At 69.9% G+C, this 25,091-nt stretch carries 18 protein-coding genes, 1 pseudogene and 1 riboswitch; of the genes and pseudogenes, 12 read left to right on the plus strand and 7 right to left on the minus strand.

The genetic code is table 11. The features are described from left to right. Positions 1–55 precede the first annotated feature (55 nt). Together metE and ACWEFL_RS03290 are read right to left on the minus strand one after the other, a co-directional pair. Positions 56–2,374, minus strand: coding sequence for a 5-methyltetrahydropteroyltriglutamate--homocysteine S-methyltransferase (metE, locus tag ACWEFL_RS03285; protein WP_451706666.1), 2,319 nt, complete (start codon positions 2,372–2,374; stop codon positions 56–58). A gap of 167 nt (positions 2,375–2,541) precedes the next feature. Beyond that, positions 2,542–2,752, minus strand: a riboswitch (cobalamin riboswitch). Positions 2,753–3,003: 251 nt separating this feature from the next. Further along, a complete protein-coding gene (locus tag ACWEFL_RS03290) occupies positions 3,004–3,186 on the minus strand; it encodes a hypothetical protein (protein WP_451706667.1) in 183 nt (60 codons plus the stop codon). A gap of 456 nt (positions 3,187–3,642) precedes the next feature. Between ACWEFL_RS03290 and ACWEFL_RS03295 the strand changes: the two genes are divergently transcribed. Continuing rightward, a complete protein-coding gene (locus tag ACWEFL_RS03295) occupies positions 3,643–4,413 on the plus strand; it encodes a FadR/GntR family transcriptional regulator (protein ID WP_451706669.1) in 771 nt (256 codons plus the stop codon). 374 nt (positions 4,414–4,787) lie between these two features. On the opposite strand, the gene ACWEFL_RS03300 is transcribed toward ACWEFL_RS03295, so the two are convergent. Continuing rightward, positions 4,788–5,645, minus strand: a complete 858-nt coding sequence (locus ACWEFL_RS03300) for an enoyl-CoA hydratase/isomerase family protein (protein ID WP_451706671.1) — start codon at positions 5,643–5,645, stop codon at positions 4,788–4,790. Positions 5,646–6,074: 429 nt separating this feature from the next. Here ACWEFL_RS03300 and ACWEFL_RS03305 point away from each other — a divergent pair, with 429 nt between their 5' ends. Together ACWEFL_RS03305 and ACWEFL_RS03310 are read left to right on the plus strand one after the other, a co-directional pair. Beyond that, complete coding sequence (locus tag ACWEFL_RS03305; protein ID WP_451706674.1) at positions 6,075–6,926, plus strand: 1-deoxy-D-xylulose-5-phosphate synthase N-terminal domain-containing protein; 852 nt, start codon at positions 6,075–6,077, stop codon at positions 6,924–6,926. Next, positions 6,919–7,923 (plus strand): transketolase family protein, encoded by a 1,005-nt coding sequence (locus tag ACWEFL_RS03310; RefSeq protein ID WP_451706676.1) that lies wholly within the window; start codon positions 6,919–6,921, stop codon positions 7,921–7,923. The genes ACWEFL_RS03305 and ACWEFL_RS03310 overlap by 8 nt, the downstream gene beginning before the upstream one ends. Before the next feature lie 405 nt (positions 7,924–8,328). Here the strand turns inward: ACWEFL_RS03310 and ACWEFL_RS03315 are convergent, their stop codons facing one another. From ACWEFL_RS03315 to ACWEFL_RS03325, 3 genes are read right to left on the minus strand one after another with little or no spacing between them, the layout of a single operon-like run. Next, on the minus strand, positions 8,329–9,738 hold the full coding sequence (locus tag ACWEFL_RS03315) for an aldehyde dehydrogenase family protein (RefSeq protein WP_451706679.1): 1,410 nt from the start codon (positions 9,736–9,738) through the stop codon (positions 8,329–8,331). 25 nt (positions 9,739–9,763) lie between these two features. Continuing rightward, the gene (locus tag ACWEFL_RS03320) at positions 9,764–10,501 is read right to left on the minus strand and encodes a GntR family transcriptional regulator (RefSeq protein WP_451706681.1); all 738 of its coding nucleotides are present in this window, start codon (positions 10,499–10,501) and stop codon (positions 9,764–9,766) included. A 13-nt stretch (positions 10,502–10,514) separates the two neighbouring features. Beyond that, positions 10,515–11,045 (minus strand): VOC family protein, encoded by a 531-nt coding sequence (locus ACWEFL_RS03325; RefSeq protein ID WP_451706684.1) that lies wholly within the window; start codon positions 11,043–11,045, stop codon positions 10,515–10,517. 357 nt (positions 11,046–11,402) lie between these two features. On the opposite strand from ACWEFL_RS03325, the gene ACWEFL_RS03330 reads away from it, so the two are divergent. Beyond that, positions 11,403–13,490: an alpha-ketoacid dehydrogenase subunit alpha/beta gene (locus ACWEFL_RS03330; RefSeq protein WP_451706687.1), complete on the plus strand. Its 2,088-nt coding sequence runs from the start codon at positions 11,403–11,405 to the stop codon at positions 13,488–13,490. Continuing rightward, a complete protein-coding gene (locus ACWEFL_RS03335; protein ID WP_451706690.1) occupies positions 13,490–14,863 on the plus strand; it encodes a dihydrolipoamide acetyltransferase family protein in 1,374 nt (457 codons plus the stop codon). Before ACWEFL_RS03330 ends, ACWEFL_RS03335 begins: the two co-directional genes overlap by 1 nt. Before the next feature lie 222 nt (positions 14,864–15,085). On the opposite strand, the gene ACWEFL_RS03340 is transcribed toward ACWEFL_RS03335, so the two are convergent. Beyond that, entirely contained in the window at positions 15,086–15,664 is a 579-nt protein-coding gene (locus ACWEFL_RS03340) for a VOC family protein (protein WP_451706692.1), read from the minus strand. 157 nt (positions 15,665–15,821) lie between these two features. Here ACWEFL_RS03340 and ACWEFL_RS03345 point away from each other — a divergent pair, with 157 nt between their 5' ends. The 7 genes and pseudogenes from ACWEFL_RS03345 to ACWEFL_RS03375 all read left to right on the plus strand — a co-directional run. Next, positions 15,822–16,943, plus strand: coding sequence for a sugar ABC transporter substrate-binding protein (locus ACWEFL_RS03345; protein ID WP_451706694.1), 1,122 nt, complete (start codon positions 15,822–15,824; stop codon positions 16,941–16,943). Beyond that, positions 16,943–18,514 (plus strand): sugar ABC transporter ATP-binding protein, encoded by a 1,572-nt coding sequence (locus ACWEFL_RS03350; RefSeq protein WP_451706697.1) that lies wholly within the window; start codon positions 16,943–16,945, stop codon positions 18,512–18,514. The genes ACWEFL_RS03345 and ACWEFL_RS03350 overlap by 1 nt, the downstream gene beginning before the upstream one ends. Then, positions 18,511–19,488: an ABC transporter permease gene (locus ACWEFL_RS03355; RefSeq protein WP_451706700.1), complete on the plus strand. Its 978-nt coding sequence runs from the start codon at positions 18,511–18,513 to the stop codon at positions 19,486–19,488. Before ACWEFL_RS03350 ends, ACWEFL_RS03355 begins: the two co-directional genes overlap by 4 nt. Continuing rightward, positions 19,485–20,561, plus strand: a complete 1,077-nt coding sequence (locus tag ACWEFL_RS03360; protein ID WP_451706703.1) for an ABC transporter permease — start codon at positions 19,485–19,487, stop codon at positions 20,559–20,561. The genes ACWEFL_RS03355 and ACWEFL_RS03360 overlap by 4 nt, the downstream gene beginning before the upstream one ends. 622 nt (positions 20,562–21,183) lie before the next feature. Beyond that, a complete protein-coding gene (locus ACWEFL_RS03365) occupies positions 21,184–22,635 on the plus strand; it encodes a glycosyltransferase family 2 protein (protein ID WP_451706705.1) in 1,452 nt (483 codons plus the stop codon). Positions 22,636–22,686: 51 nt separating this feature from the next. Next, entirely contained in the window at positions 22,687–23,928 is a 1,242-nt protein-coding gene (locus ACWEFL_RS03370; RefSeq protein WP_451706708.1) for a glycoside hydrolase family 113, read from the plus strand. Between the two features lie 69 nt (positions 23,929–23,997). After that, positions 23,998–25,068 (plus strand): annotated as a pseudogene (locus tag ACWEFL_RS03375) (sugar phosphate nucleotidyltransferase); the annotation flags it as partial. Positions 25,069–25,091: the final 23 nt, after the last annotated feature.

Here is a 25,091-nt window from a genome sequence, read left to right on the forward strand (position 1 = left end):
TCCCGCCTGGCCGGGGCCCGAGCGTCAGCGCTCCGACCCCGGCAGGGCGTCCGGGTCAGGACGCGGGCAGCTCGCTTCGGACCGTGCGTGCCGCCGCGACCAGGTTCTCCAGGGAGGTGCGGGTCTCGGGCCAGCCGCGGGTCTTCAGGCCGCAGTCGGGGTTGACCCAGAGGCGTTCGGCGGGGATCGCCTTGAGGCCGGTGCGCAGGAGCGCGGCGGCCTCCTCGGGGCTCGGGACGCGCGGGGAGTGGATGTCGTACACGCCGGGGCCGGCCTCGCGCGGGTAGCCGTGGGCGGCGAGTTCGCGGGCGACCTGCATATGGGAGCGGGCCGCCTCCAGGCTGATGACGTCGGCGTCGAGGTCGTCGATCGCCTGCACGATGTCGCCGAACTCGGCGTAGCACATATGGGTGTGGATCTGGGTGTCCGGACGGACGCCGCCGGTCGTGAGCCGGAACGCCTCCGTCGCCCAGGCCAGATACGCCGGACGGTCGGCGGCCCGCAGCGGCAGCGTCTCGCGCAGCGCGGGCTCGTCCACCTGGATCACCGAGGTCCCGGCCGCCTCCAGGTCGCCCACCTCGTCGCGCAGGGCGAGGGCGACCTGGCGGGCGGTGTCGGCCAGCGGCTGGTCGTCGCGGACGAAGGACCAGGCGAGCATGGTGACCGGCCCGGTGAGCATGCCCTTGACCGGACGCGAGGTCAGGGACTGGGCGTACGTCGTCCAGCGCACGGTCATCGGCTCGGGGCGGGAGATGTCCCCGGCCAGGATCGGCGGGCGGACGTAGCGGGTGCCGTACGACTGGACCCAGCCGTGCCGCGTGGCCAGGTAGCCGGTGAGCTGCTCGGCGAAGTACTGGACCATGTCGTTGCGTTCGGCCTCGCCGTGCACCAGGACGTCGATCCCGCTCTTCTCCTGGAAGGCGACGACCTCCCGGATCTCGGCCCTGATGCGCTCCTCGTAGCCCGCCGTGCCGATCCGGCCCGCCCGCAAGTCGGCGCGCGCGGTGCGCAGTTCGCCGGTCTGGGGGAAGGAGCCGATGGTGGTGGTCGGCAGCAGGGGCAGGCCGAGGTGGGCGCGCTGGGCGGTGGCGCGTTCGGCGTACGGCTGGGAGCGGCGCGCGTCGGCGTCGGTGACGGCGGCGGACCGGGCGCGTACGGCGGGGTCACGCGTAATGGGCGAGCCCGCGCGGGATGCGAGGTCGGCGCGGTTGGCGGCGAGTTCGCCGGTGATGGAGTCGGTGCCCTGGGCGAGGCCCGTGGCGAGGGTGACGATCTCGGCGGTCTTCTGGCGGGCGAAGGCGAGCCAGCGCAGGATCTGCGGATCGATGTCCCGCTCGGCAGTCGCGTCGAGCGGGACGTGCAGCAGGGAGCAGGAGGCGGCCACGTCGACGCGGTCGGCGAGCCCGAGGAGCGTGCCGAGCGTGGAGAGCGACTTCTCCAGGTCGTTCACCCAGATATTGCGGCCGTTGACGACACCGGCGACCAGTCGCTTGCCGGGCAGTCCGCCGACCGCCGCGAGGTCGTCGAGGTTGGCGGCGGCGGCCTCGGTGAAGTCGAGGGCGAGGCCCTCGACCGGGGCCTTGGCCAGTACCGGGAGGGCGTCGCCGAGCCGGTCGAAGTAGGAGGCGACGAGCAGCTTGGGCCGGTCGGTGAGAGCGCCGAGGTCACGGTAGGCGCGCGCGGCGGCGTTCAGCTCGGCCGCCGTGCGGTCCTGGACCAGGGCGGGCTCGTCGAGCTGCGCCCACTCGGCGCCTGCCGCGCGCAGGTCGGCGATCACCTCGGCGTACACCGGGAGCAGCCGGTCCAGGAGGGTGAGCGGCTCGAAGCCCGTCGGCACGCCGGGGGCGGGCTTGGCCAGCAGGAGGTAGGTGACGGGGCCGACCAGGACGGGACGGGCGGTGAGGCCGAGCGCCAGGGCCTCCTTCAGTTCGGCGACCTGCTTGGCGGAGTCGGCGGTGAACACCGTGTCCGGGCCCAGCTCCGGCACGAGGTAGTGGTAGTTGGTGTCGAACCACTTCGTCATCTCCAGCGGTGCCACGTCCTGCGTGCCGCGCGCCATGGCGAAGTAGCCGTCCAGGGCGTCGGCTTCGACGGCGGCCCGGTGCCGGGCGGGGACCGCGCCGACCATGACGGTGGTGTCGAGGACGTGGTCGTAGTACGAGAAGTCGCCGGTGGGCACCTCGTGGACGCCGGCCTCGGCGAGCTGCCGCCAGTTCGTACGGCGTAGCGCGGCGGCGGTCTCCTGGAGCGTTTCCGCGGTGACGCGGCTCTTCCAGTAGCCCTCGACGGTCTTCTTCAGTTCCCGGCCCTGTCCCTGACGGGGGTAGCCGTACACGGTGGCCCGTGCTGCCGCGGCTGCGGACTTCGGTGTCACGGAGATCTCCTTCGCGAGATGAATCCCTGAGATCCCGGCGACGGGACGAGAGCGCGAAGGTGTGACGGAACCAGGCGGGCATGATCTCGCGCGGTACAGCGCGGTCGTCCGCTCGGTATGTACGCCGACCCGCCCACGAGGTCACCGGGATGTCCGCGCGCGAGTGGTTCGCGCACGGGCAGTCGGCAGGTCTTCGGACTCACGGGCACGCCCTCCTGACCGGAGGACACCTACTGGCCGTCGCTTCCCAGACCCGGTACGTCGGGTCCAGTGCGTATGACGGCGGTCGTTCCCGTTCACCGCTGCGGGGCAGTCCCGGATTCCCACCGGGTTCCCTCTTACGACGCATCCCGTCTGGCGGACGGGGCGAACCAGCTGCACCGGCCAGCGTAAAGGGCCTGCCAGGAGCGCGGAGCGCCGCGTCCACCATTCGGATGGTGAGTTCGTACCTTTCTAGGCGGTGATGAGTTTGACGGCGGTGAACCGTCATCCCGCACAGGGCCGCGACCACCGGGAGAACGGCCCGCGCCGGGGTCCGCAAAAACAGCACCGTCGTGGCCGCGAAGCCGGACCGAAACACGAAAAAAGCCCCCGCCCGAGGAGGGCAAGGGCGTTCGGCGTCGGCGCGATCAGGCGTTGTTCTCCCGCTCCAAGGCTTTCCGCTGCTCATCGAGGAGCTTTGCCTGCGCCTTGGCGAGCCGCTTGTCGGCGCGAGACGTGCGGGCGGCGGCGTTGGCCACCTTCTCTTTAGGGCTGTGGTATGAGATCAGCCCGACGGAACTGAGGCTGCTCAGCTTGCGGATCATTCCCATGGGTCGCCTCTTCGGGTGTGAGTTCACGGCGTTGGGCAGGCGTAACTACGCCGACACTGGTAGCACGTGTCAACGCAGTGCCGGAGCGGTACTCGTCATCTAAGCACCCCAATGTGACGAGCGGTATACAGGGGGGCATGTGGGACCTGACACCGCAACCGCGTCTGGGGTGACGATTGACGTCGCCTGTCGTAGATGTGACTGGGTGCTGATGCGCTGACGGTCGGCAGGTCGAGTCGTGCGCCGGACCCTCATCCGGCGGCGCGGTCCGGGCCCCTCGGCCCGGTTCGCCGGACTCGGTCGCGGGCCGGGTCCGGGACCGGTGTAACGTGCGAAGATGCCGATCGCGCGCCCAAAAGGCCCGCGCGGCGGGCGGCGCGCCCCCGGGGCCCTGCGTCCCGCACCGCGGTCGCGCCAGACCGTCAGCAGACCGCACCCACCGGTGGAGGAGAATCCGTGGCACGTACGAAGGAGATTCCGCCCGACGGACCGTGGCGGGCTCTCCGGGACATCGGCCGCACCCGGCCGGAGGGCGCGGCGGCGGAGGAGATCGCCGACCGGATCCAGCAGCTGATCCTCTCCCAGGACCTCGCCGACGGTTCGCGGCTGCCCTCGGAACGGGATCTGGCGGCGCTGCTCTCCGCCAGCCGGCCCACCGTGAGCCAGGCCATCCGGATCCTGGTGATCAAGGGGCTCGTGGAGTCACGGCGCGGCTCGGGGGCGTATGTCCGGCTGCGTCCCGAGGCGACGCTGGCGACGGCGATGAACCTGATGCTGGACGTGGACCCCGGCTCGGTCGGCCAGCTGGCGGAGCTGCGCCTGTCGCTGGAGTCGACCGGTGTCGTACGGGCCATCGAGCGGGCCACCACCGAGGAACTGGCGGAGGCGGAGGAGGCCCTGCGCGCGTTCGAGCACACCGGCGGCGACGCGGCGAGCTGGATGAGCGCCGACACCTACTTCCACGCGACGCTGATCAACGCCTCCCACAACGCCTATCTCGCCTCGATGTTCGACAGCGTGCACACGGCGCTCATCAACTACGAGTTCCGCGCCTGGATCGACAGCGGCACATCGCCCGGCTGGCTCGCGAAGGAGCGGATCGCCGCGCTGACGGCCGTCCACGAATCCATCCTGCGGGCCGTGCGGAAGCGCGACGTCGAGGCGGCGCTGTACGCGGTGCGCCACCACCACGAGGTGATGTCGGCGCATCTGCGTATGAGCGGCTGAGTCGCGGGCGTCCCCGGGCCGCGTGATCCCCCGGCCCGGGGACGCCGGGCCGGGGACGCCGGACACGAGAGCAGACCGACGACCGTACCGGAGCGTCTCCGGTACGGTCGTCGGTTTATTCAGCGGACGGGCCGGGCACGGCCGAGGCCGTTGTTGGCCGTGCCCGGCCCGTCCGTTCGGGAGCCCTCCGCCGGGGGGCTCAGTCGGGGGGCTTAGGCCGCTTCTGATGGATCTTGCTGGGCTCGCGTGCCCTGGCACCGCACCTCGCTGCGTTGTCGTCGGTCACCTATGCTCCGCATGGATTCCCTCCTCCGCCTTGCGATGCACGGCACCAGACCCCGCTCCCTGATCCAGCCTGATCCATCAGAAACGACCTAGTCGAAGTTGTTCTTGCGGCCCTCGCGCACGTACGCGCCGGACTTGGCGATGTGGTCCTTGCCGTGGATCGACTTCTGCTTGGCCAGGTGGCCGAACATCTGGATGCCGAAGCCGCCGTCGAGGTCGTCGGTGATGCGCTTGCGCCACGGACGGCGGATGATCTGCGTGGTGAGCCGGCGGGTGATGCGCGGCTGGCCCATGATGTGGTCCGCGATGCGCTTGGCGCGGTCCAGCAGCTGCTCGCGCGGCAGCACCTCGTTGACCATGCCCCACTCCAGCGCCTGCTGAGCGTTGATGGCCTCACCGGTCAGCAGGGCGTAGGCGGCGCGCTTGACCCCGAGCAGCTCCTGGAAACAGCTGTGGATGCCGTCGCCGGGCACGGAGCTGATGTCGAAGTGGAGGTCGTAGAGGACGGCGTCCTCGGCGCAGAGGGTGATGTCGCACATCAGGACGATCTCCGAGTGGAACCCCATGCCGTTGAAGATGCCGATGGTGGGGATCTCGAGGTCGTTGATGAGGGAGCTGACGTTGATCCGGCCGTCCTTGTAGGCGTACTCGTACGCCCAGTGCGGCAGGTCCTCCTCCTCCAGCGCGAACCCGTCGGGGTCCGCGTCCATCATGAACTCGTCGCCGCTGCCCGTGAGGATGAGAACCTCGTTCTCCGGGTCGGCGCCGATCACCTTCAGCATCTGGCCGAGGGCTCGGTGGTTCTGGACGCTCAGCTGGATCGGTCCGCCGAGCGTGTGCGCCTTGGCGACGATGACGCCGTCCTTGCGCTCCAGCAGGAAGAAGTCCTTGAACTGCTCCTTGTAGTCCTCGAACTTCGGCGTGGGGATGAATTCCTGCAAAGACACGGGTGCCCCCTCGGTGGCAGATCGCGTGGTGGGAATCGTGGAAAACAGCTGGAAATGCGGACATCATGTGGCAGGCGTGAGAGGTGGTCGTACGTGGAGCCGGTGGAGCCTCCTCCTGGCGGCACGATGGGACGGCCCTGACGACGGGACGGCCCTGACTACCTCGATTAGTGGCCTATCCACTTTTCACAGTGTGCCTTTTGTCAAAGGGGCGGTCAAGAGTCTGGGGCAGGTGACCGTCAGTGAGTGGGGGCGGACACTCTCGGGCTGCTTCCAGCATCCGTTCTACCTCGTATGAAGCGGCTCGGTGGCGGTCGCTGGAGGTCAGGTTTCCGGGTGGCTGTTCCGCCCTGTGTCCAGCGTTGACAGCCCCTAGGGGCAAACTTAATGTGGCTATGCCACAACTTTCGTGAGAAGGGTTCGCCGACGATGCTGATGCCCACTGCTCACCGGATCTCCGATCCGGGCACCCAATGGACCGTCACCGACCCCGAGGCGCTCGCCGTCGAGATCCGGATGCGCGCCGTACAGATGGTGGCGCCCCAGGGTTTCGGCTACCTGTGTCAGGCACTCTCCTCCGCGGAACAGGTGGCCGCGCTCTTCGCCACCGCGCGCCCCGGCCGGGACCGCCTCGTCTGCTCGCCCGGCCACTACATCATCGCCCCGTTCGCCGCGGCCGTCGCGCTCGGTCTGCTGGAGGAGTCCGCGCTCACCGAGTACGGCAAGAACGGCTCCTCGATCGGGGCGATCGGGACCGAGCGCTCACCGGTCGTCGACTACACCTGCGGATCCCCGGGCCAGGGGCTGTCGGCCGCCGCCGGGTACGCGCTCTCGGACCGGCTGCGCGCCCGTGACAACCACACCTTCGCGATGGTCAGCGACGCCGAGATGGAGGAGGGGCAGATCTGGGAGGCGGCGATGTTCGCCGCCCACCACCGGCTGTCCAATCTCACCGTGCTGCTGGACGCCAACAACCACCAGGTCGACGGGCCCCTCGACACCATCACCACGATCGAGCCCCTCGCCGAGAAGTGGACGTCCTTCGGCTGGCATGTGGCCGACGTCGACGGCCATGACATCACCGCCGTCCAGAGCGCGCTCGACGCCGCGCTGGCCCAGCGCGAGCGGCCCGCCGTCGTCATCTGCCGGACCTCGATGGTCCACGGCATCGACTCCCTGCCGCCCGACTCCGACGGGTACTGCATCAAGCTCTCCCCGGGGGTCGCGGAGCGGGCGCTCGACGAGCTGACCCGCAAGCTGGAGGCGTTGTTCCATGCGTAGGCCGCCCTACCCCGCTCGTCAGAAGCCGTACGGGACGGCACTGCTGGAACTGGCCCGCGAGCGCGAGGAGATCCTGTGCCTGAGCGGTGATCTGACCCGCCAGTGCGAGATCGACCTCTTCCAGGCGGAGCTTCCGCAGCGGTTCGTGAACGCGGGCATGGCCGAGGCGAACATGATGAGCATGGCGGGGGCGCTGGCCCGCTGCGGTCACATCCCCTTCGTCCACACCTTCGGCGCCTTCGCGACCCGCCGGCCCTTCGACCAGATCGCCAACGCCATCGCCTACCCCGCCCTGCCGGTGCGGATCGTCGGCTTCATGCCCGGTGTCTCCACTCCGGGCGGCCCGAGCTACCAGGCCATCGACGACGTCGCGCTGATGCGGGCGCTGCCGAACATGACGGTCGTGGACGTGGCCGACGCGATCGAGGTGGCGCAGGTCGTCCGCGCCATCGCCGATCTGCCGGGACCGGTGTATCTGCGGCTGAAGCGCGGCGAGGTCCCCGTCCTCTTCGACGAGGACCATGTCCTCTCACTCCGGTACGCGCGTGTGCTGAACCACGGCCGCGACGCGGCCCTCTTCGCCAGCGGCATGATGGTCGCGACCGCGCTGGCCGCGGCGGACGTACTGGAGGAGGCCGGGGTCTTCGCCTCCGTGGTGAACGTGACCGCGGTCAAACCCATCGACGCGGCGACCGTGCGAGCGGTGGCGTCCGAGGCGGACGTGGTGGTCACCGCCGAGAACCACTCGATCGTCGGCGGGCTCGGATCGGCGGTCGCCGAGGTCATGGCGGAGGCGGGAATCGGGCGGCGGCTCAGGCGCGTCGGGCTCCAGGACACCTTCGCGGAGGGCTCCCTCTCGGTGCCGTACCTCTTCGACAAGTACGGCCTCTCCACACAGCGTCTGGTCGATGTGGTCTGGGACGCGCTGGACCGCCCCGGCCCGCCGCCCGAGGCGCCCGCCGCCGTCGGCGGGAGCGGGGAGTACGCCCCCGTCTGACCACCGGCGCGTTGTCGTCGGTGCGGTGCGGTGCGGTGTGCGTTGCACGGGCGGCGGACCGAGCCAGGCGTGCGGTCGTACGGGCTGCGCCAGGCGTCCGGGTGGTACGGGCCAGGGCCAGGCGTCCGGGTGGTACGGGCCAGGGCCAGGCGTCCGGGTGGTACGGGCCAGGGCCAGGCGTCCGGTGGTACGGGCCGAGTCAGGTGTGCGGTCGTATGGGCCGAGCCGACGTGCAGGTGGTACGGGCGGCGGCCCGGTGCGGGCCGCCGCGCGGAACGCCCCCGCCGGGACCGGGGCGCTCAGCGGCTCCGCCACTCGCGGCGGGCGTGGACGACCCGGTCGCGGCGGAGCCGCTGATGCGTGGAACCTTCCGGAGAGAGCCCGGGCCGCGAGGCCCGAACGCGGTCAGCCGACCCAGACAGTCTTCATGTTGCAGAACTCGCGGATTCCGGCGGCGCCGAGTTCGCGGCCGTAACCGGAGTTCCGTACCCCTCCGAAGGGCAGTTCCGGGTGGGAGATGGACATGCCGTTGACGAAGACGGCGCCCGCCTGGAGCGCGTTGACGACACGGTCGGCCTGCTCGGTGTCGCCGGTCCACACCGAGGAGCTGAGGCCGAAGGGCGTGTTGTTGGCGATCGCGACGGCCTCCTCCTCGCTGTCGGCCCGGTAGAGCACCGCGACCGGGCCGAACGCCTCCTCCTGGAAGAGCCGGGCCTCCGGGCCGACGCCTTCGAGCACGGTCGGCGGGTAGTAGGCGCCGGTGCCTTCGGCGGGAATCCCGGCCGTGGCGAGCACCCGCGCGCCGTGCGCCAGGGCGTCGTCCACCTGCTCGGCGAGTTCGTCCCGGCCGCTGACGGTGGCGATCGGACCGATGTCGGTCGTCTCGTCGAGGGGGTTGCCGACCTTCAGCGCGGCGACCTTCTCGGCGAAGCTCCGGGCGAACCGGTCGTACACGTCGGTGTGGACGATGAAGCGCTTTCCGGCGATGCAGGACTGGCCGTTGTTGTTCATCCGCGCGGCGACCGCGGTCGTGGCGGCCTGGTCGATGTCGGCGCTCGGGAAGACCACGAAGGGGTCGGATCCGCCGAGTTCGAGGACCGTCTTCTTGATCGCCCGCCCGGCAGCGGCACCCACCGCGCGGCCGGCGCCTTCGGACCCGGTCAGCGTCACCGCCGCGATCCGGGAGTCGGCGATGACCGCCTCGACGGCCCCCGAACCCGTCAGCAGCGTGCTGAACGCCCCGGCGGGGAAGCCGGCGCGGGTGAAGAGCGTGTCGAGGTAGAGCGCCGATTCCGGAACGTTCGAGGCGTGCTTGAGCACACCGGCGTTCCCCGCCATGAGCGCGGGGGCCGCGAACCGCACCACCTGCCAGATCGGGTAGTTCCACGGCATGACCGCCAGGACGACACCGAGCGGCTGGTACCGGGTCAGCGCCCGGCGGGCTCCGACGGTCTCCGGCCGGTCCAGCGGGGCGTCGGCGAGGAACTCCTCGGCGTGGTCGGCGTAGTACCGCATGGTCCGCGCGCTCTTGGTGATCTCGTCGCGGGCCTGGCGGATGGTCTTGCCCATCTCGATGACGACGGTCCGCGCCATCTCGTCGCGGTCGGCCTCCAGCAGGTCGGCCGCCTGGCGCATCCACGACGCACGGGTCGCGTACGTGGTGTCGCGCAGGGTGCGGTCCGCGTCGTGGGCCGCGCGCAGTCGCTGCTCGATCTCCTGCGGAGTGTGGGGCGTGAACTCCTTGACCACCGCTCCGGTCGCGGGGTCGGTCACGGCGATGGAAGAGGATGCGGTCGCGAACGGGGAAGACGTCATCTGAGGTGCTTTCTGGGAAGTCGGTTCAGCTGGGAGGGGAGGACGTGAACAGCTCCGGGTGCCGGGCGAGTTGCATACGCGTCCGGCGGATGTGGCCGCGCGCGACCAGGCCGGCCTGGTCGGCGTCTTGCTCCCGCAGCGCTCTGACCAGCATGCGGTGCTCGTCGTGAACGACCGTGTCGCCCTGCTCCAGGAAGACCTGGGCGAACATCAGCCGGTAGTGATGGGTCATGTTCCACATGCGCTGGACGATTTCGTCGAGCACGACCGTCTTCGCGCCCGAGTACGACAGAACGTGGAACTCGCGGTCCAGTCGCAGGAAGTGCGCGACCTCGGTGGTGCGCGCCATCTCCTCCGCGAGTTCGTCCATCCGGTCGAGCGTCTCGCCGGTCAGGCCCGGCACGCTCGCATTGATCAGCAGCGGTTCGATCGCCTCGCGGATCCGGTAGAACTCCTCGCACTCCCCGAGGTCGAACTGCGACACCCAGGCACCGGAGTTCGTGATCAGCTTCACCAGGCCATCGGACTCCAGGATGCGCAGGGCCCCCCGCACGGGGATGCGGCTGGCTCCGTACTGCGCTGCGATCTCCTCCTGCCGGATCCTGCTGCCCGGAGGCAACTCTCCGGCGAGGATCGCCGTGCGCAGGCCGTCGGCGATGCGCTGGCTGGTCTCCCCGTACCGCGCCTTGTCGGTCCGGCGCGAGGCGCGGGGGGCCGGGGACGCGGAGGTCGCCCCGGTGCTGTCTGAGTGGTGGTCGGTCATGGAGACATGATGCCTAAAGCGCCGGTCGGGCCGGGTGCCACAGGGTCACCTCCGCATCCGCCTCGTACGCCTTGCCGCGGGGGAAGCTGACCAGCTCGAACTGCATGCCCCACGGAGACAGGAAGTAGACCCACCGCTGTCCTTCGCTGGCGTTGCCGCTGGCGACGGGTTCACCCAGCACCCGGACCCCGCGGGACCTCAGATATTCGACGGCGGTGTCCAGGTCGTCCACGTAGAACGCGAGGTGGTGTCCTCCCACGTCGCTGTTACGGGGCTGTTCCCGCTGGTCGCCGTCGCCCGGCTCCCACTGGAAGACCTCGAAGTTGGGCCCGAACCCGCAGCGGTAGAAGTACAGCTTGCGCATGATCGAACGCGGGTGGACGTTGAGCTGCTCCCGCATCCAGTCGCCGTGTTCGTGGATGAAGGGTCCCAGCTGGTAGATGCGCTGACAGCCGAGTACGTCGACGAGGAACGCGTCCGCCTCGTCCAGGTCGGGCACGGTGAATCCGATGTGCTCGGTTCCACGCAGACCAGGCAACGCCATGGCATCTCCTCCGGCTCTGTCTCATCCAAGCTCTCGTCTCTCGTCTCTCGTCGGGCGGCATCGAGCCGAGCGGATCGGATCCGATCGAGTGCGACCCAAGTACGACGAGAGCATTGGATACATTACAGCTCGGGATGAGGGTGTCAATCGAGCATTTCCGTAAGATTCTCTTGTTATTGGATCCCATGATGGGTAGCGTGCAGCACTGGACGCAGTATGTGACGCGTCTGAGATGTACCGACAGCGGCGAGGAAGCCCATGCCACGACAGCGACGTTTGGATCCAATCCGGTCCTGCATACAGCTCAGCACCACCAGTTCCGACTGGCGGAACGCTGACCCGGCCCTGCTGGCCGGCATGCTGGGCCAGCTGCACCTGATCCGTGCCTTTGAAGAGACCGTTCTGGAGCTCGCGTCCGAAGGGCTGGTCCACGGGCCGGCGCATTCGAGCATCGGCCAGGAGGGCGGGGCCGTGGGCTCCGTCATCGGGCTGCGGACCTCGGACGCGATCAACGGCTCGCACCGCAGCCATCACCAGTTCCTCGCCAAGTGCCTGACCCACGTCGCGGGCGGCCGCTCCGACCTCGGCGACCTGGTGAACGGCGACGTGAGCATGGTGCTGCGCCGCACGCTGGCCGAGATCCTGGGGCTCGCCCAAGGTTTCGGCCGCGGGCGGGGCGGATCGATCCACCTGCAGTGGCTGGAGGCGGGCGCCCTCGGCAGCAACGCCATCGTCGGCGGGGGAGTGCCGCTGGCCGCGGGCAACGCCTGGGCCCAGCGGAATGCCGGCACCGACGACGTCAGCTTCACGTACTTCGGAGACGGCGCCGTCAACATCGGCTCCGTCCTGGAGTCGATGAACCTGGCCGCCGCCTGGGACCTCCCCCTCTGCTTCTTCATCGAGAACAACCTCTACGCGGTCTCCACCACCGTCGCCGAGGTCACCCGCGAGGACCGGCTCGCCGCGCGCGGCCCCGGTTTCGGCATTCCCTCGTGGCGAGTCGACGGCATGGACCCCCTCGCGGTGCACCTGGCCACGCAGCAGGCCGAGGAGGTCATGCGCGCCGGTGACGGACCCACCCTCATCGAGGCCGAGGTCTACCGCTACTTCCACCAGAACGGCGCCTACGCCGGCAGCGCCTTCGGCTACCGCACGAAGGACGAAGAGGCCGAGTGGCGCCTGCGCGACCCCATCGCCAGGCTCGAACGGGAGATGCACCGCCTCGACCTGATCGACGAGCCGACCGCGGCCGGGGTGCGCGAGCAGGCCCAGGAGGCCATGCGGCGGATCGTCGGCGAACTGGTCGAGGCCGACCCGGAGACGCCGGACAAGCGGCGGATCCGTCCGGAGCTCTGGCCCGACCCCGTGACCATCGACGAAGGACTCCGCGGCGACGCCGGCGAACTCGCCGGAGCGCGCGTCCTGGACCCCGTCGGCCACGACGGCCCCACCCAGTCCGTCCGCTTCGTCGACGCGGCCTCGAACGTCCTCGGACGCCGTATGGCCGAGGACCCCCGGGTGTTCGTGATCGGCGAGGACGTCCACCGCCTCGGTGGCGGGACCAACGGAGTGACGAAGCAGGCGCTCAAGGTCGCGCCCGACCGGGTCCTGGGCACCCCGATCAGCGAGAACGCGTTCGCCGGCCTCGGCGCCGGTGCCGCGCTCGACGGCCGTATCCGGCCCGTGATCGAGTTCATGTACCCGGACTTCCTCTGGGTCGCCGCCGACCAGGTGTTCAACCAGATCGGCAAGGCCCGGCACATGTTCGGCGGACACAACACCGTCCCGCTCGTGCTGCGGACCAAGGTCGCGATGGGAACCGGCTACGGCTCCCAGCACCTCATGGACCCGGCCGGCATCTTCGCCACCAGTCCGGGCTGGCGGATCGTCGCCCCGTCCACCGCCTCCGACTACATCGGACTGTTCAACGCGGCGGCGCAGCTGGACGACCCCGTCCTCGTGATCGAGCACGCCGATCTGTACGGGACACGGCAGGACGTCCCCCAGGACGACCTCGACTACATCCTGCCGCCCGGACAGGCCGCGCTGCGCCGCACCGGTTCCGACCTCACCGTGATCAGCTATCTGAACATGGTCCACAAGGCGGCCGAGGCGATCGAGCAGACCGGCACCGACGCCGATCTGATCGACCTGCGCTGGCTGGACCGCGCGTCCCTGGACTGGGACACCATCGGGGCCAGCATCCGCAAGACCAACGCCGTGCTGATCGTCGAGCAGGGAGCCCAGGGCACCTCCTACGGCGGATGGCTCGCGGACGAGATCCAGCGCCGCTACTTCGACTGGCTCGACATGCCGGTCGAGCGCGTCACCGGCGCCGAGTCCAGCCCGAGCATCTCCCGTGTGCTGGAGGCGGCCGCCATCGCACAGACCGACGACATCGTGGCAGCGCTGGAGCGCTGCAAGGCCGCGCTCGGAGGTGTCTGATGCCGGCGCTGATCCGTATGCCGGAAGTGCTCACCGGCATGAGCGAAGCCATCCTGCTCGCCTGGCATGTCTCCCCCGGGGACACGGTCACGGTCGGCCAGGCGATCGCCGAGGTCGAGACGGAGAAGGCGACCGTCGACCTCGAAGCCGATCACGAGGGCGTCGTCGCGGGCCTGCTCGTGGAGCCGGGCGTCGCGATCGGGGTCGGGACCCCGATCCTCGTACTCGCCGGCCCCGGTGAGTCGGCGGAGGACGCGCTGGCCTCGGCCGGCGGGGAGGCCGCGGCACCGGAGACGGCCGCCACGGCACCGGCGGAGCCCGAGAGCCGCGCGGCCGACACCGCGCCCGCGGCACCTGCGGCACCCCCGGCCCCCGCGACGCCTGCGGCACCCGCGGCAGCGGTCGTACCGGCACCGCAGACACCGCGGGGCCAGGAACGGCGTTTCGTGACGCCCCTGGTGCGCAAACTGGCCCGTGAGCGGGGGATCGACCTCGACACGGTGACCGGGAGCGGACCCGGAGGACGGGTCGTACGCCGGGATCTCGAACGATACGAGCAGGCCACGGCCCAGACCGCGCCCGCCGCACCCGCCGGGCAGCCGGCGGTGTCTCCGGCACAGGCCCCGGCCGTGGCCCCCGCCAAGGACCCGGTCCCGCCGGTGTCCCAGGGCCCGGCGCCCGGGACCGGATTCACGGACATCCCGCACACGGGAATGCGCCGTGCCATCGCGCGCCGGCTCACCGAGAGCAAGAGCACGGTCCCGCACTTCTACCTGGTGGCGGACTGCCGGGTCGACGCGCTGCTGGAACTGCGCCGCTCCATCAAGGAGGACGGCTCGACCCCGGTCACGCCCTCGGTCAACGACTTCGTCGTCAAGGCGGCCGCGGCGGCCTTCCGCGAGGTCCCCGAGGCGAATGTGATCTGGACCGACGACGCGGTCCGCAGATTCGACTCGGTCTCCATCGCCGTGGCGGTGGCGCTCGACGACGGCCTGGTCACGCCGGTGATCCGCGACGTGGACCGGCGCTCGCTCAGCGACGTCAGCAGCACGGCCGCCGATCTCGTGGCACGTGCCCGTGAGGGACGGCTCAAGCAGGCCGATCTCGAAGGCGGCTCGTTCGCCATCTCGAACCTGGGGATGTACGGGATCGAACGCTTCTCCGCGATCATCTCCCCGCCGCACTCGGGAATCCTGGCGGTCGGGGCGGCGTCCAAGCGCGCCGTCGTCGACGACGACGGCACGATCCACGCGGCGACCATGATGACGGTCACCCTCTCGGGAGACCATCGCGCGCTCGACGGGGCCGTCTCGGCCCGGTGGCTGCGCGCTTTCCAGCAGATCATCGAGAACCCGATGAGAATCCTGCTGTAGACGGCCGAAGGGGCGGGTGCCCGGTACCCCGAGCATCCCGCCCCCTCCGACCGTCACCCCCGGACCGGGCACCCCGGCTCCGCGCGGGCCGGCCCGGTCCGGCCCGGCGGCGCGATGTCCGTCCGGTGCTGTGTCCGTACGGCGCGATGTCCGTCCGGTGCGATGCCAGTCCCGCGCACGAGCCGAAGCCGCCACGGGGGCGGCTTCGGCCAGACGCGCGGTTCAGCCGGCCGTCGCCCCGCCCTCGTGCCCCGGTTCGGGGCGCGGTACCAGGGTGGGCGCGGTCAGCTGCCCGGGCTGCGGCCAGTTGGAGAACACCTCCGCGTAGCTGTGGCTCATGATCTCCAGGACGGTGCCCCACGGATCCGTGGTGTAAGCCAGCGTCCAGGGACGTCCCGGCACGAACGCGTACGGCTCCGAGATCAGGCTGCCGCCCGCTTCGATGACACGGGCGACCATGGCCTCGACGTCCTCGTACGTCAGGCACAGGTGCCACAAGCCGCGGTCGAGATACGGCACCCGCTCCTGCGGGGGCCGGGGTCCGCGGGTCGGCGGGTCGATGAACTGGAACAGTTCCATGCCCACGCCGTTCGCGGTGAGCAGGTGCGCCTGCCACGCCTCGCGGAAGCCGCTCCCCAGCACCGCCGAGGTCTCGGCGTGCCCGGCCGGGGCGAGTACCCGCGGCCCCATGATGCAGCGGAATCCGAAGACCTCCCCATACCAGTCGATGGCGGCGTGGATGTCGGGGACGGTCACCCCTACGTGGTTGACGGCCAGGGCGGCCGCCGGCGCGTTCGGCATGGGCACTCCTCGGTGAGGTCGTGATCTTGATCCGTCGAGTGTATCCAATCGTTGCAATTCAAGTCCTTTTAAGTGAGATAAGTGCGGGATATCGTCTCCGAATGAATCCAATGCTTCGTTCGGGCTGCGATGCCGCCTGGTGCAGGAAGGATCGACGATGACCCGTTTGTACCGAGCCGCGGTCACGACGGTCGCCGGTGCGATGACGTTGCTTCTGACAGGTTGCGCAGACCTGTCGGTCGTGCCGGCGAAGATCACCCACACGGGAAGCCTGGACGGCAAGCGCGCGACGATCGTCGCGTTCATCGTGTCGACGGCGAACCACTACGTGGGAGCCGAGGTCGAGGCCATGAGGAAAGAGGCCGACCGGCTGAACTACCGCCTCGAGGTGATCGACAACAAGTTCGATCAGACCGAGCAGAACCAGCAGGTCCGCCAGTTCCTCGCGTCCGGCAAGAAGGCCGCGGCCTTCATCTACTGGCCCGCCAACAACGACACCGGAATCAACTCGGCCCGCCTGCTGGCCGCGAGGGCTCCCGTGGTCCAGCTCAGCGGAAGGGTCCTCCCGCAGGCGGAGCCGTACGTCACCGCTCGCCCCGGGCAGGACAACGCGGACATCGGGAACACGATGGGCACGATGGCCCTCAAGGCGATGGACGAAGCCCGGGCCGACGGCAAGAAGTTCCGCGGCCCGAACGGCAAGCCCAACCTTCTGGAGATCACCTACCCCTCCGGTTACGAGGCGGGGGTCGTCCGGCACGACGCCTTCTTCAAGCGGGTGGGCGACGACAAGTTCAACGTGCTCTCCACCGAGAACGCGAAGTCCCCCGACGCGCAGGGCGGATTCACCGCCGCCAGCCAGGTCCTGTCCAAGTACAAGAGCCAGGGCATCGACATCGTCGTCGCCGGTTCGAACAACATCGGCACCGGCGTCGTCAAGGCGCTCCAGCAGTACGGCCTGAAGCCCGGCAAGGACGTCACCGTCGTGGTGGGCGACTTCTCCGGCGACCAGCAGCCGCTGATCAGGGGCGAGATCTACTCGGCGGTCCTCCAGTCGCCGGTGATCGAGGGAATGCTCGCGGTCCAGACCGTGGCCCGCCTCCGCGCGACCGGCGAGGTCGTCGACGACACCGTGAAGCTCCCCGCGACACCGGTCCAGCCCCCGGTCGCCGACACCCCGCCGAGCCGCTTCACCTACATGCCGCAGCCGGCCATCACCCCGCAGAACTACGACACGCTGCGGGTGTGGGGCCGCTCCATCCGGGAGTTGCAGTCCTGATGTCAGCAAACACCAGCCTGCGCTTGCAGGCCGAGGGCGTATCGAAGCGCTACGGCGCCGTACAGGCCCTCTCGGAAGCCGCCCTGGAGGTCCGTCCGGGCGAGGTCATGGCCCTGCTCGGCGAGAACGGCGCCGGCAAGAGCACCATCGTCAAGGTGCTCTCCGGGCTCGTCCGCCCCGACACGGGCACCGTCCTCATGGACGGCCGTCCGGTCGACCTGTCGACATCGGCGGCGTCCCAGGCCGCGGGCATCGCCGTGGTGCAGCAGGAGTACAGCACCGTCGGGGCGCTGAGCGTCGCCGAGAACCTGCTGCTCGGCCAGCGCGGCACGCGACTGTGGTGGAACCGGCGGTTCCTGAGCCGGAACGCCGAGGAGCTGCTGGAGCGCGTCGGTCTGGGGCACCTCGACGCACGCACCCCCGTCGAGGAACTCTCCGTCGCGGAGATGCAGCTGCTGGAGATCGCCCGCGTACTGGCCCGGTCGGCCACGCTGATGATCCTGGACGAGCCGACCGCGGCCCTGTCCCAGGCCGAGGCCGGACTGGTGCTGAGCACCGTCCGCTCGCTGGCCGAACAGGGCACCAGCATCATGTACATCACCCACCGGCTCGAGGAGGTCTTCGCGGTCAGCGACCGCGTCACCATCTTCCGCAACGGCCGCAGCTCCGCACCCGAGGAGACCGCGAACCTGGACACGCCGAAGATCGTCCGGCGCATGCTGGGACGCGAACTCGGCGACATGTTCCCCGAACACGGCCGCGCGGACGACACGGCCCCGGTCCGGCTCGCGATCAACGGGCTCACGGCCCCCGGCGTCGAGGCTCCGGTGGACCTGTCCGTCCGGCAGGGGCAGATCATCGGCCTCACCGGACAGCTCGGCGCCGGAGGCTCGGCGCTGCTGAAGGCGCTGGCCGGCTTCGTGCCCACGCTGTCGGGCGGGGTCGAACTCGACGGCGAGTCCGTCGACCTCGGCAACCGCCGCGGCGGCATCGCCGCGGGAGTCGCCTACTGCTCCCCGGACCGCAAGCGGGACGGCATCTTCGACGGCCTGTCGATCGAGAAGAACCTCTCCTCGCCCTGGCTGGAACGCGTCTCCCGGTTCGGCATCCTCTCCCGGCGCGACGAACGCACCGTCGCCGTCGAGTCCGCGAGCAGCTTCGCCCTGGACACCGGGCGGCTCGCATCCTCCGTCGGCACCCTGTCCGGCGGAAACCAGCAGAAGGTCGCGGTGGGCAAGTGGCTGGGCTGCGAGCCCCGCGTACTGCTCGTCGACGAGCCGACGCGCGGCGTGGACGTCGGCGCCCGGGCCGAGATCTACAAGCAGCTGCGGACCCTGGCGGACGACGGCATGGCGGTCGTCGTCTGCTCCTCGGACACCAGCGAGATCTACGGCCTGTGCGACGTCATCGGCACGTTCCACCGGGGCGTGCTCTCCTCGCTCGGCCCCAAGGAGCAGTGGACCGAGGAAACGCTCGTCCGCGAGGTCATGCACAGCGGGAGCACGCAATCCGGGACATCGAGTTCCGAGACATCGAGTTCCGAGACATCGAGTGAAGTGGGCTCGTCATGACTGACACCACCGCCGGCGCGCTGGTCGCGCGCCGGCAAGAAGCCTCCCAGAGGCTGACCCGCTGGGCCATGCCCACCGTGTTCGCCCTCCTGGTCATCGTGGCGGCGGTCACGACATCGGACTTCATGACCTTCGACAACCTGCGTGGTGTGCTGATCAACACCGCGGTGACCGGTATCGCCGCGGTCGGCATGACCACCATCACCCTGTCCGGCAACCTCTTCTCGCTCGGCGCCGGACAGTCCGCGATGCTGGCGTCGATCCTGTTCATGTGGGTCGCCTCCACCGGCGGTTCACTGGTGCTCGGCGCGATCCTGGCGATCGTGGTCCTGGTCGCGATCGGCCTGCTGCAGAGCGCCGCCGTGGCGGCCGGACTGAACCCGGTCGTCACCACCATCGCCGCCGGAGCACTGATCTACGGCGCGGTCGCCGGCTTCACCGGCGGAGCCGTGGTGTCGGCGCCGACCTCGTCCGTCGGCGAGCTGGCGGCCTTCGACATCCTCGGGATTCCGCTGCCGGTCTGGGTGTTCGCCGGCTTCACCGGCGCGGTCTGGCTCTTCGTCGAGCGCACCACCTCCGGCAGGCGTCTGCTCCTCGTCGGCTCCAACCGCGAGACCGCGGTCATGAGCGGCATCTCCGTACGGACCGCCACCGCCTGGGCCTTCGCCATCACCTCGGTCGGCCTCGCCATCGCGGGCATCTTCTCCGCGAGCCAGCTCGGGCAGGTCACCGCCAACAACCTCACGGAACTCACGGTCGACGCCGTCGCCGCCGTGCTCGTCGGCGGAACGGCGGTCAGCGGCGGCGAGGGATCGGCGGTCCGGTCCGCCGTCGGCGCCCTGGTGATCGTCGTGCTCCAGAACGTCCTGCTGCTGCACGGACTGACGACCGGCGTCCGGATCCTCACCGAGGGAATCCTCCTGGTCGCCGTCGTCTCCCTCCTGCACGTGGCCCGTAGGAAGGCAATGCGATGAACGAATCGACCCTGCGGCGGGGCGTGGGCAGAGCCGGCCGTGTCTACGGCGTCCAAGGCGGCGTGCTGCTGGCACTGATCGTGGTCCTGTTCGCCATCGTCCCCGAGTTCACCGTGGGAGCGGCGGTCTTCGGCACCCTCGACGGTGTCGCGCTCATCGGGATCACGGCCGCCGGACTCGCGGTCACGATGATCGCCGGAGAGCTGGACATGTCGGTCGGCTCGATGGCCGCACTGGCCGGTGTCATCTCGATCCGGGCCGGTGAGCTGGGACTCGTCCCCGCCATCCTCATCGGCACCGGGAGCGGACTCGTTCTCGGTCTGGCCCAGGGCCTGTTGATCGCCCGGTTGCAGATCAGCTCGCTCGTCGTCACCGTCGGAACCTGGATCGGATTCAGCGGGCTCGCGCTCGTCCTCGCCGACGACCGGCCCATCGGCCTCGACAAGCTGACCACGACGGACCCCCTGCTGGTGGAGTGGCTGTCGCTGACCCCCGCGACCCTCATCGGGATCGGCGTCATCGTCCTGCTCGGCCTGTTCCTCGGCTTCACCCGCTGGGGGCGTGAGATCTACGCCGTCGGCGGAGCCCGCAAGGAGGCCCGCGCGGCCGGTGTGCCCGTGAACGCCTCGCTGACGATGGCCTTCGGGATCTCCGGGGGCTGCGCGGCACTGGCCGGTTCGATCGCCTGTATGCAGGGCGCGTCCGCCGACCCGCGCGGATTCACCTCGCTCATGCTCAGCGCCGTCTCCGCGTGCCTGATCGGCGGCATCAGCCTGTACGGCGGCCGTGGCAACGCCGTCAACGTGATGCTCGGTGTGCTGATCCTCTGCCTGGTCATCGCCGGTGCGACGGCCGCGGGCGCGCCCACCTACGTCACCGGACTGGTGGCGGGCGCCCTGCTGATGCTGGTGGTCACCATGGAGTTCGTCCTGGACCGCACCGTCGCCGTGCGCAGGCTCAACGCCGCGCGCTCCCGCCACGGCGCCGCGCTCCTGGCCGGGGTGGGCGGGCCCAGCGGCCCCGTCCCGGCGGCGGTCGGCGAACCGCCGTCCGGGCGCGGAAAGGCGGGCTGACGGCGCCGGGCCACAGACCTGTCCGGCCCTGGAGCAGCCTGACCTGCTCCGGGGCCGGGCGGCACCATGTCCGTACGCGCTGCTCCGGACGGCCCGACCGCCCGGAGCAGGCGTTCACCCGCCACGGCGGCGGGTGTCCACGCACGGCCGCGCGATGGCCGGGGCGGGTCTTCGGACCCGCCCCGGCCATCGGCGTTTCCGCAGGCACGGCGTCGTCGTGAACGCCTCCTTCCACGCCACGCGCGGCATCATTCGCGGGAGCGCTCGGGTGCCGCGGCCGGGATACCCGGGCGGGCACGGGTTCCGGCGTGAGGACGCTCCGCCGCGCTCAATGAGCATGATCATCTCTGATGGTTCTTGATCGACGACTCTCGCACCTGCTGTACTCTTGGTCACTTTTTGAGCACGGCTTTACTTTCGTGTTTACTTTTGCGGCGGCGGTGGTCGAAAGTAGTCGCCTGTGTATGACGCACGAGTAGGGCGTGGGGACGCCTGGGCGGATACGCACTTTTTGGGAAGACGCCGGAAGGTGGGGTTCCGGTGTGGGGGAGCGGGAGTGAATGCTCTGTCGCGCCGGTCTCCGGGCCGACCGGTGTCGTTATCGACACGGAGCTGAGCCGCAATGGCACCTAGAGTCGCCGACAGGAGTCGCGTCCACTCGCGTCACAGCGCGAAACTCGCGCAGCGCACCGCGGAGTGGAAGCCGGGCCTCCTGCCGTTTCTGCTGCCGTTCGTTCTGCTCCTGGCGTTCGGGCTATGGGCCTACAAGCCGAGCGACTCCCCGATGAGCTGGGTCCTGACCGTCGTCTGGTCCCTTCCCGTGGTCGGTGTGCTCGTGGGCATCCAGGGCGCCCTGCTGATCCGCCGGCGTGTGCGGCGCAGCGACAACGCGGTGCCGCCCGCTCCGGCCGAGCAGGACTTCCTCATCGTCCTCGTCCCGACGATCGGACGGCACGACACCTACCCCGCGCTGGAACGTTCCGTCATCTCGTATGTGGATCACATGCCCGAGTACTTCCCGTACATGCGCGTGGACGTCCTCACGGAGGAGGGCTGCGAGGCGGCCGAGTCGATCGACCGGCTCGCCGCCCAGAACCCGCTGATCCGGGTGGTGACCGTACCGAAGGCGTACCAGACCCCCAACGGCACCCGCTTCAAGGCCCGCGCCAACAACTACGCCCACGAGCTGCGTATCGAAGAGGGCGAAGCCCTGGACGACGTGTGGGTCCTCCACATGGACGACGACACCGGAGTGGGGCCCGACACCGCCGCCGCGCTCGCGCAGTTCATCAACCGCCAGCGCAGGGCCCACCCGGACGACGCCAAGCACATGGCCCAGGGCATCCTGACGTACCCCCGCGAGAACGCCGTCAACCTCTTCACCTGGCTCGCCGACGCGGTACGGCCTGCGGACGACATCGCGCGCTTCCGGGCCCTCACCGGCCTCGGCACGCCGGCCGCCGGCGTGCACGGAGAACTGCTCGTCCTGCGTGCCTCGATAGAAGCGACCATTGGGTGGGACTTCGGCCCGAAGGCCATCGTCGAGGACGCACAGCTCGCCCTCACGTTCTGCCGCCGCTACCCCGGCCGCAGCGACTGGTTCAACGGACGCTGCTACGGCGCCTCGCCGGCCACGACCAGGGACTTCGTCAAACAGCGGGACCGCTGGGCATGGGGGCTCGTCGCGCTCTGCTTCAACCGGACCATCCCGCTCCGCTACCGGTGGTTCCTCTCGGTCTGCGTGGCGACCTGGATCCTCGGCCCGTTGCAGCACATCGGCGCCGTCCTCTTCATCGGCCTCGTGACGGGCGACCTCAACACCTCACCCGTCACCCAGTCCATCGTCGTGCTCTGGTCCCTCAACTTCGCCTATGTGATCTGGACGTACTGGGAAGGGCTGCGGCTCAACGCCATCGCCTCGGCCAACGGACGGCGCAAGTGGTGGGAGCCGATCGTCGTGGTCGGGCTCATCCCCGTCTTCTCCGTCCTGGAGGGCCTCGGAGGTTTCAAGGGGTTCCTGAAGTTCGTCCGCCGTGAGGAGAACAAGTTCGTCGTGATCGCCAAGCCCGCCTGACGGGACGGTTCCGTACGGCTGCTCGAACGACTCACCACGAAAGCACCCCTGATGAAGCGCTCACGTTCCCGCTCCCGGCTGCCACTCCTCGCAGTCTTTCCCCTGCTCATCCTCCTCGTCGTCGTCGGGACGCCGTTGTTCCTCGGCGACCACCCGGTGCGCTGGGAATCCGGCTCCGTCCTCCCGGACATCGTCCGCGACGGCGCCGAGAAGCCCTCCCAGGCCGATACACCGGCCGGTACCCCGGACGCTCCGGCGAAGGAGGGGGCCGCGACGGAGCCGGTCGGCCAGGTGGCCGACAAGTGGAAGCCGGGCAAGCCCCAGTGGGGCGTACAGATCTACTGGGAGGAGGACCCGAAGCACTCCGACGAGTTCATCGGGAACCAGGCACGCAAGCACGCGGACTACCTCATCCGCCTCGGCGCCAACTCGGTCTCCGTCTCCTTCCCCTTCTACACCGGTGGACGGACCTCCACGCAGCTCAAGAGCGGCCCGAAGACGCCGTCCCCGCAACGCATGGAGCGGGTGCTGTCGGTGTTCCGCGAGGCCGGGCTGCGCACGACGGTCCGTCCCATCCTGGACGAGAAGTCGCTCAATCCCCCCGCGGGATGGCGGGGCAACATCGAGCCGGCGAGCAGGGCCGCCTGGTTCACCTCGTACCGGAAGTTCCTCACGCCGTACCTCAAGATGGCCGAACGGCAGAAGGCGGCCACCTTCGCGATCGGCACCGAGCTCAACTCCCTGGAAGGCGACGCCAACTGGAGTGCTCTGGTGACCGCCGCCGAGAGGCTGTACGGCGGCGAGGTCGCCTACGACGCCAACTGGGACAGCTACGTCGCGGGGCGGATCGACGTACCGGTGAAACACCTCGGTGTGGACGCGTACTTCCCGGTCAAGGTGCCCGACACGGCCTCGATCGACACACTCGTCGACGGCTGGAACACCTGGCTGGACAAGAAGTCCTCCGGCCCCCTCCCCAAGATCGTCCTCGCCGAGGCCGGGATCGGCGCCATGAACGGCGCGTACCACGCACCCGGTGACTTCTACAACAAGCGGGCGCTCAACCCGAAGGTGCAGGCCAACTGGTACACCGCCGTCTGCCGTGTCGTCGAAGAGCGGCGTATGTCCGGCGTCTACTGGTGGTCGATCTACTTCGAGGACGACCCCAACACGCCCCCGGACGACAAGACGGCCTCCCGTCTCGACTTCGCCGGCCGCCCGACGACGGAGAAGGCCATCAAGGACTGCTTCACCTCGGACTACGCGGGCCCCGGAAGCGCCGCCACTCAGTGACCCAGTTTTCCTCCTCTTTCCTCTCCTTCCCCGCTGGACAACCCCTACCGCGACCCAAGGCGTACCCCAATGTCTGAAGCAATCCTCCTCGTCGGTGGCCAGGGCACCCGGCTCCGTCCACTGACCAGTCACACACCCAAGCCGCTGTTGCCGGTGGCCGGCGTGCCGTTCCTCGCGCATCAGCTGGCCCGCGCCGCCGAGGCCGGCGTCACCCGGATCGTCTTCGCCACCTCCTATCTGGCGGAACTCTTCGAGAAGGCGTTCGGCGACGAGGACTTCGGGCTTGAACTGGTGTACGTCACCGAGAAGGAGCCGCTGGGCACCGGGGGAGCGATCCGCAACGCCGCCGCGCACCTGACCTGTGACCCGGACGAGCCGGTGCTGGTCTTCAACGGCGACATCCTCTCCGGTGTGGACATCGCGGCCCTGCGCGACGGCCACCTCGCCTCCGGGGCCGAAGTCACCCTGCATCTGACACGCGCCCAGGACCCGCGCGCGTTCGGTCTCGTGCCGACCGACCCCGATGGCCGTGTGACGGCCTTCCTGGAGAAGCCGGAGAGGCCGGAGCAGATCGTCACCGACCAGATCAACGCGGGCTGTTATGTCTTCACCCGCTCGGTCATCGACCGGATTCCGGCCGGTCGCGTCGTCTCCGTGGAGCGTGAGACCTTCCCCGGACTGCTCGCGGACGACGCCCTGGTCAGGGGGGTCGTGGACGATTCGTACTGGCTCGATCTCGGCACCCCGGCCGCGTTCGTCAAGGGCTCCGCCGACCTCGTACGGGGCCGGATCGGCTCCCCCGCGCTGCCCGGCCCGACCGGTGAAGCCCTCGTGCTGCCCGGCGCCCTGGTCGACCCGGCGGCCGTCCTGCGCGGCGGCACCGTCGTCGGCGAGGGCGCGCGGATCTCCTCGGGGGCGGTCGTCGAGGGCACGGTCGTCCTGCCCGGCGCGCGCATCGCCGAAGGCGTCTCCGTCCGCCACTCGGTGATCGGCCGCGACGCCGAGATCGGCGCGGGGACCGTTCTGGACGCCGTGGTCGTCGGCGACGGCGCCCGCGTGGGCTCCGGCAACGAGCTGCCTCCCGGCGTGCGCGTCGGCTGCGGCGCGACCGTCGACGACGAGAGCGTACGCGTCTCCGCCGCACCCACGACCTGCCCTCCGCA

This window comes from Streptomyces sp. NPDC004838 (genome assembly GCF_053600955.1).

What these genes read in the sequence shown, in the direction of transcription:
- ACWEFL_RS03290 (WP_451706667.1), bottom strand. Translation starts at nt 3,186, where the DNA reads ATGGGAATGATCCGCAAGCTGAGCAGCCTCAGTTCCGTCGGGCTGATC.
- ACWEFL_RS03305 (WP_451706674.1), top strand. Translation starts at nt 6,075, where the DNA reads ATGCTGATGCCCACTGCTCACCGGATCTCCGATCCGGGCACCCAATGG.
- ACWEFL_RS03310 (WP_451706676.1), top strand. Translation starts at nt 6,919, where the DNA reads ATGCGTAGGCCGCCCTACCCCGCTCGTCAGAAGCCGTACGGGACGGCA.
- ACWEFL_RS03315 (WP_451706679.1), bottom strand. Translation starts at nt 9,738, where the DNA reads ATGACGTCTTCCCCGTTCGCGACCGCATCCTCTTCCATCGCCGTGACC.
- ACWEFL_RS03320 (WP_451706681.1), bottom strand. Translation starts at nt 10,501, where the DNA reads ATGACCGACCACCACTCAGACAGCACCGGGGCGACCTCCGCGTCCCCG.
- ACWEFL_RS03325 (WP_451706684.1), bottom strand. Translation starts at nt 11,045, where the DNA reads ATGGCGTTGCCTGGTCTGCGTGGAACCGAGCACATCGGATTCACCGTG.
- ACWEFL_RS03330 (WP_451706687.1), top strand. Translation starts at nt 11,403, where the DNA reads ATGCTGGGCCAGCTGCACCTGATCCGTGCCTTTGAAGAGACCGTTCTG.
- ACWEFL_RS03335 (WP_451706690.1), top strand. Translation starts at nt 13,490, where the DNA reads ATGCCGGCGCTGATCCGTATGCCGGAAGTGCTCACCGGCATGAGCGAA.
- ACWEFL_RS03340 (WP_451706692.1), bottom strand. Translation starts at nt 15,664, where the DNA reads ATGCCGAACGCGCCGGCGGCCGCCCTGGCCGTCAACCACGTAGGGGTG.
- ACWEFL_RS03345 (WP_451706694.1), top strand. Translation starts at nt 15,822, where the DNA reads ATGACCCGTTTGTACCGAGCCGCGGTCACGACGGTCGCCGGTGCGATG.
- ACWEFL_RS03350 (WP_451706697.1), top strand. Translation starts at nt 16,943, where the DNA reads ATGTCAGCAAACACCAGCCTGCGCTTGCAGGCCGAGGGCGTATCGAAG.
- ACWEFL_RS03355 (WP_451706700.1), top strand. Translation starts at nt 18,511, where the DNA reads ATGACTGACACCACCGCCGGCGCGCTGGTCGCGCGCCGGCAAGAAGCC.
- ACWEFL_RS03360 (WP_451706703.1), top strand. Translation starts at nt 19,485, where the DNA reads ATGAACGAATCGACCCTGCGGCGGGGCGTGGGCAGAGCCGGCCGTGTC.
- ACWEFL_RS03365 (WP_451706705.1), top strand. Translation starts at nt 21,184, where the DNA reads ATGGCACCTAGAGTCGCCGACAGGAGTCGCGTCCACTCGCGTCACAGC.
- ACWEFL_RS03370 (WP_451706708.1), top strand. Translation starts at nt 22,687, where the DNA reads ATGAAGCGCTCACGTTCCCGCTCCCGGCTGCCACTCCTCGCAGTCTTT.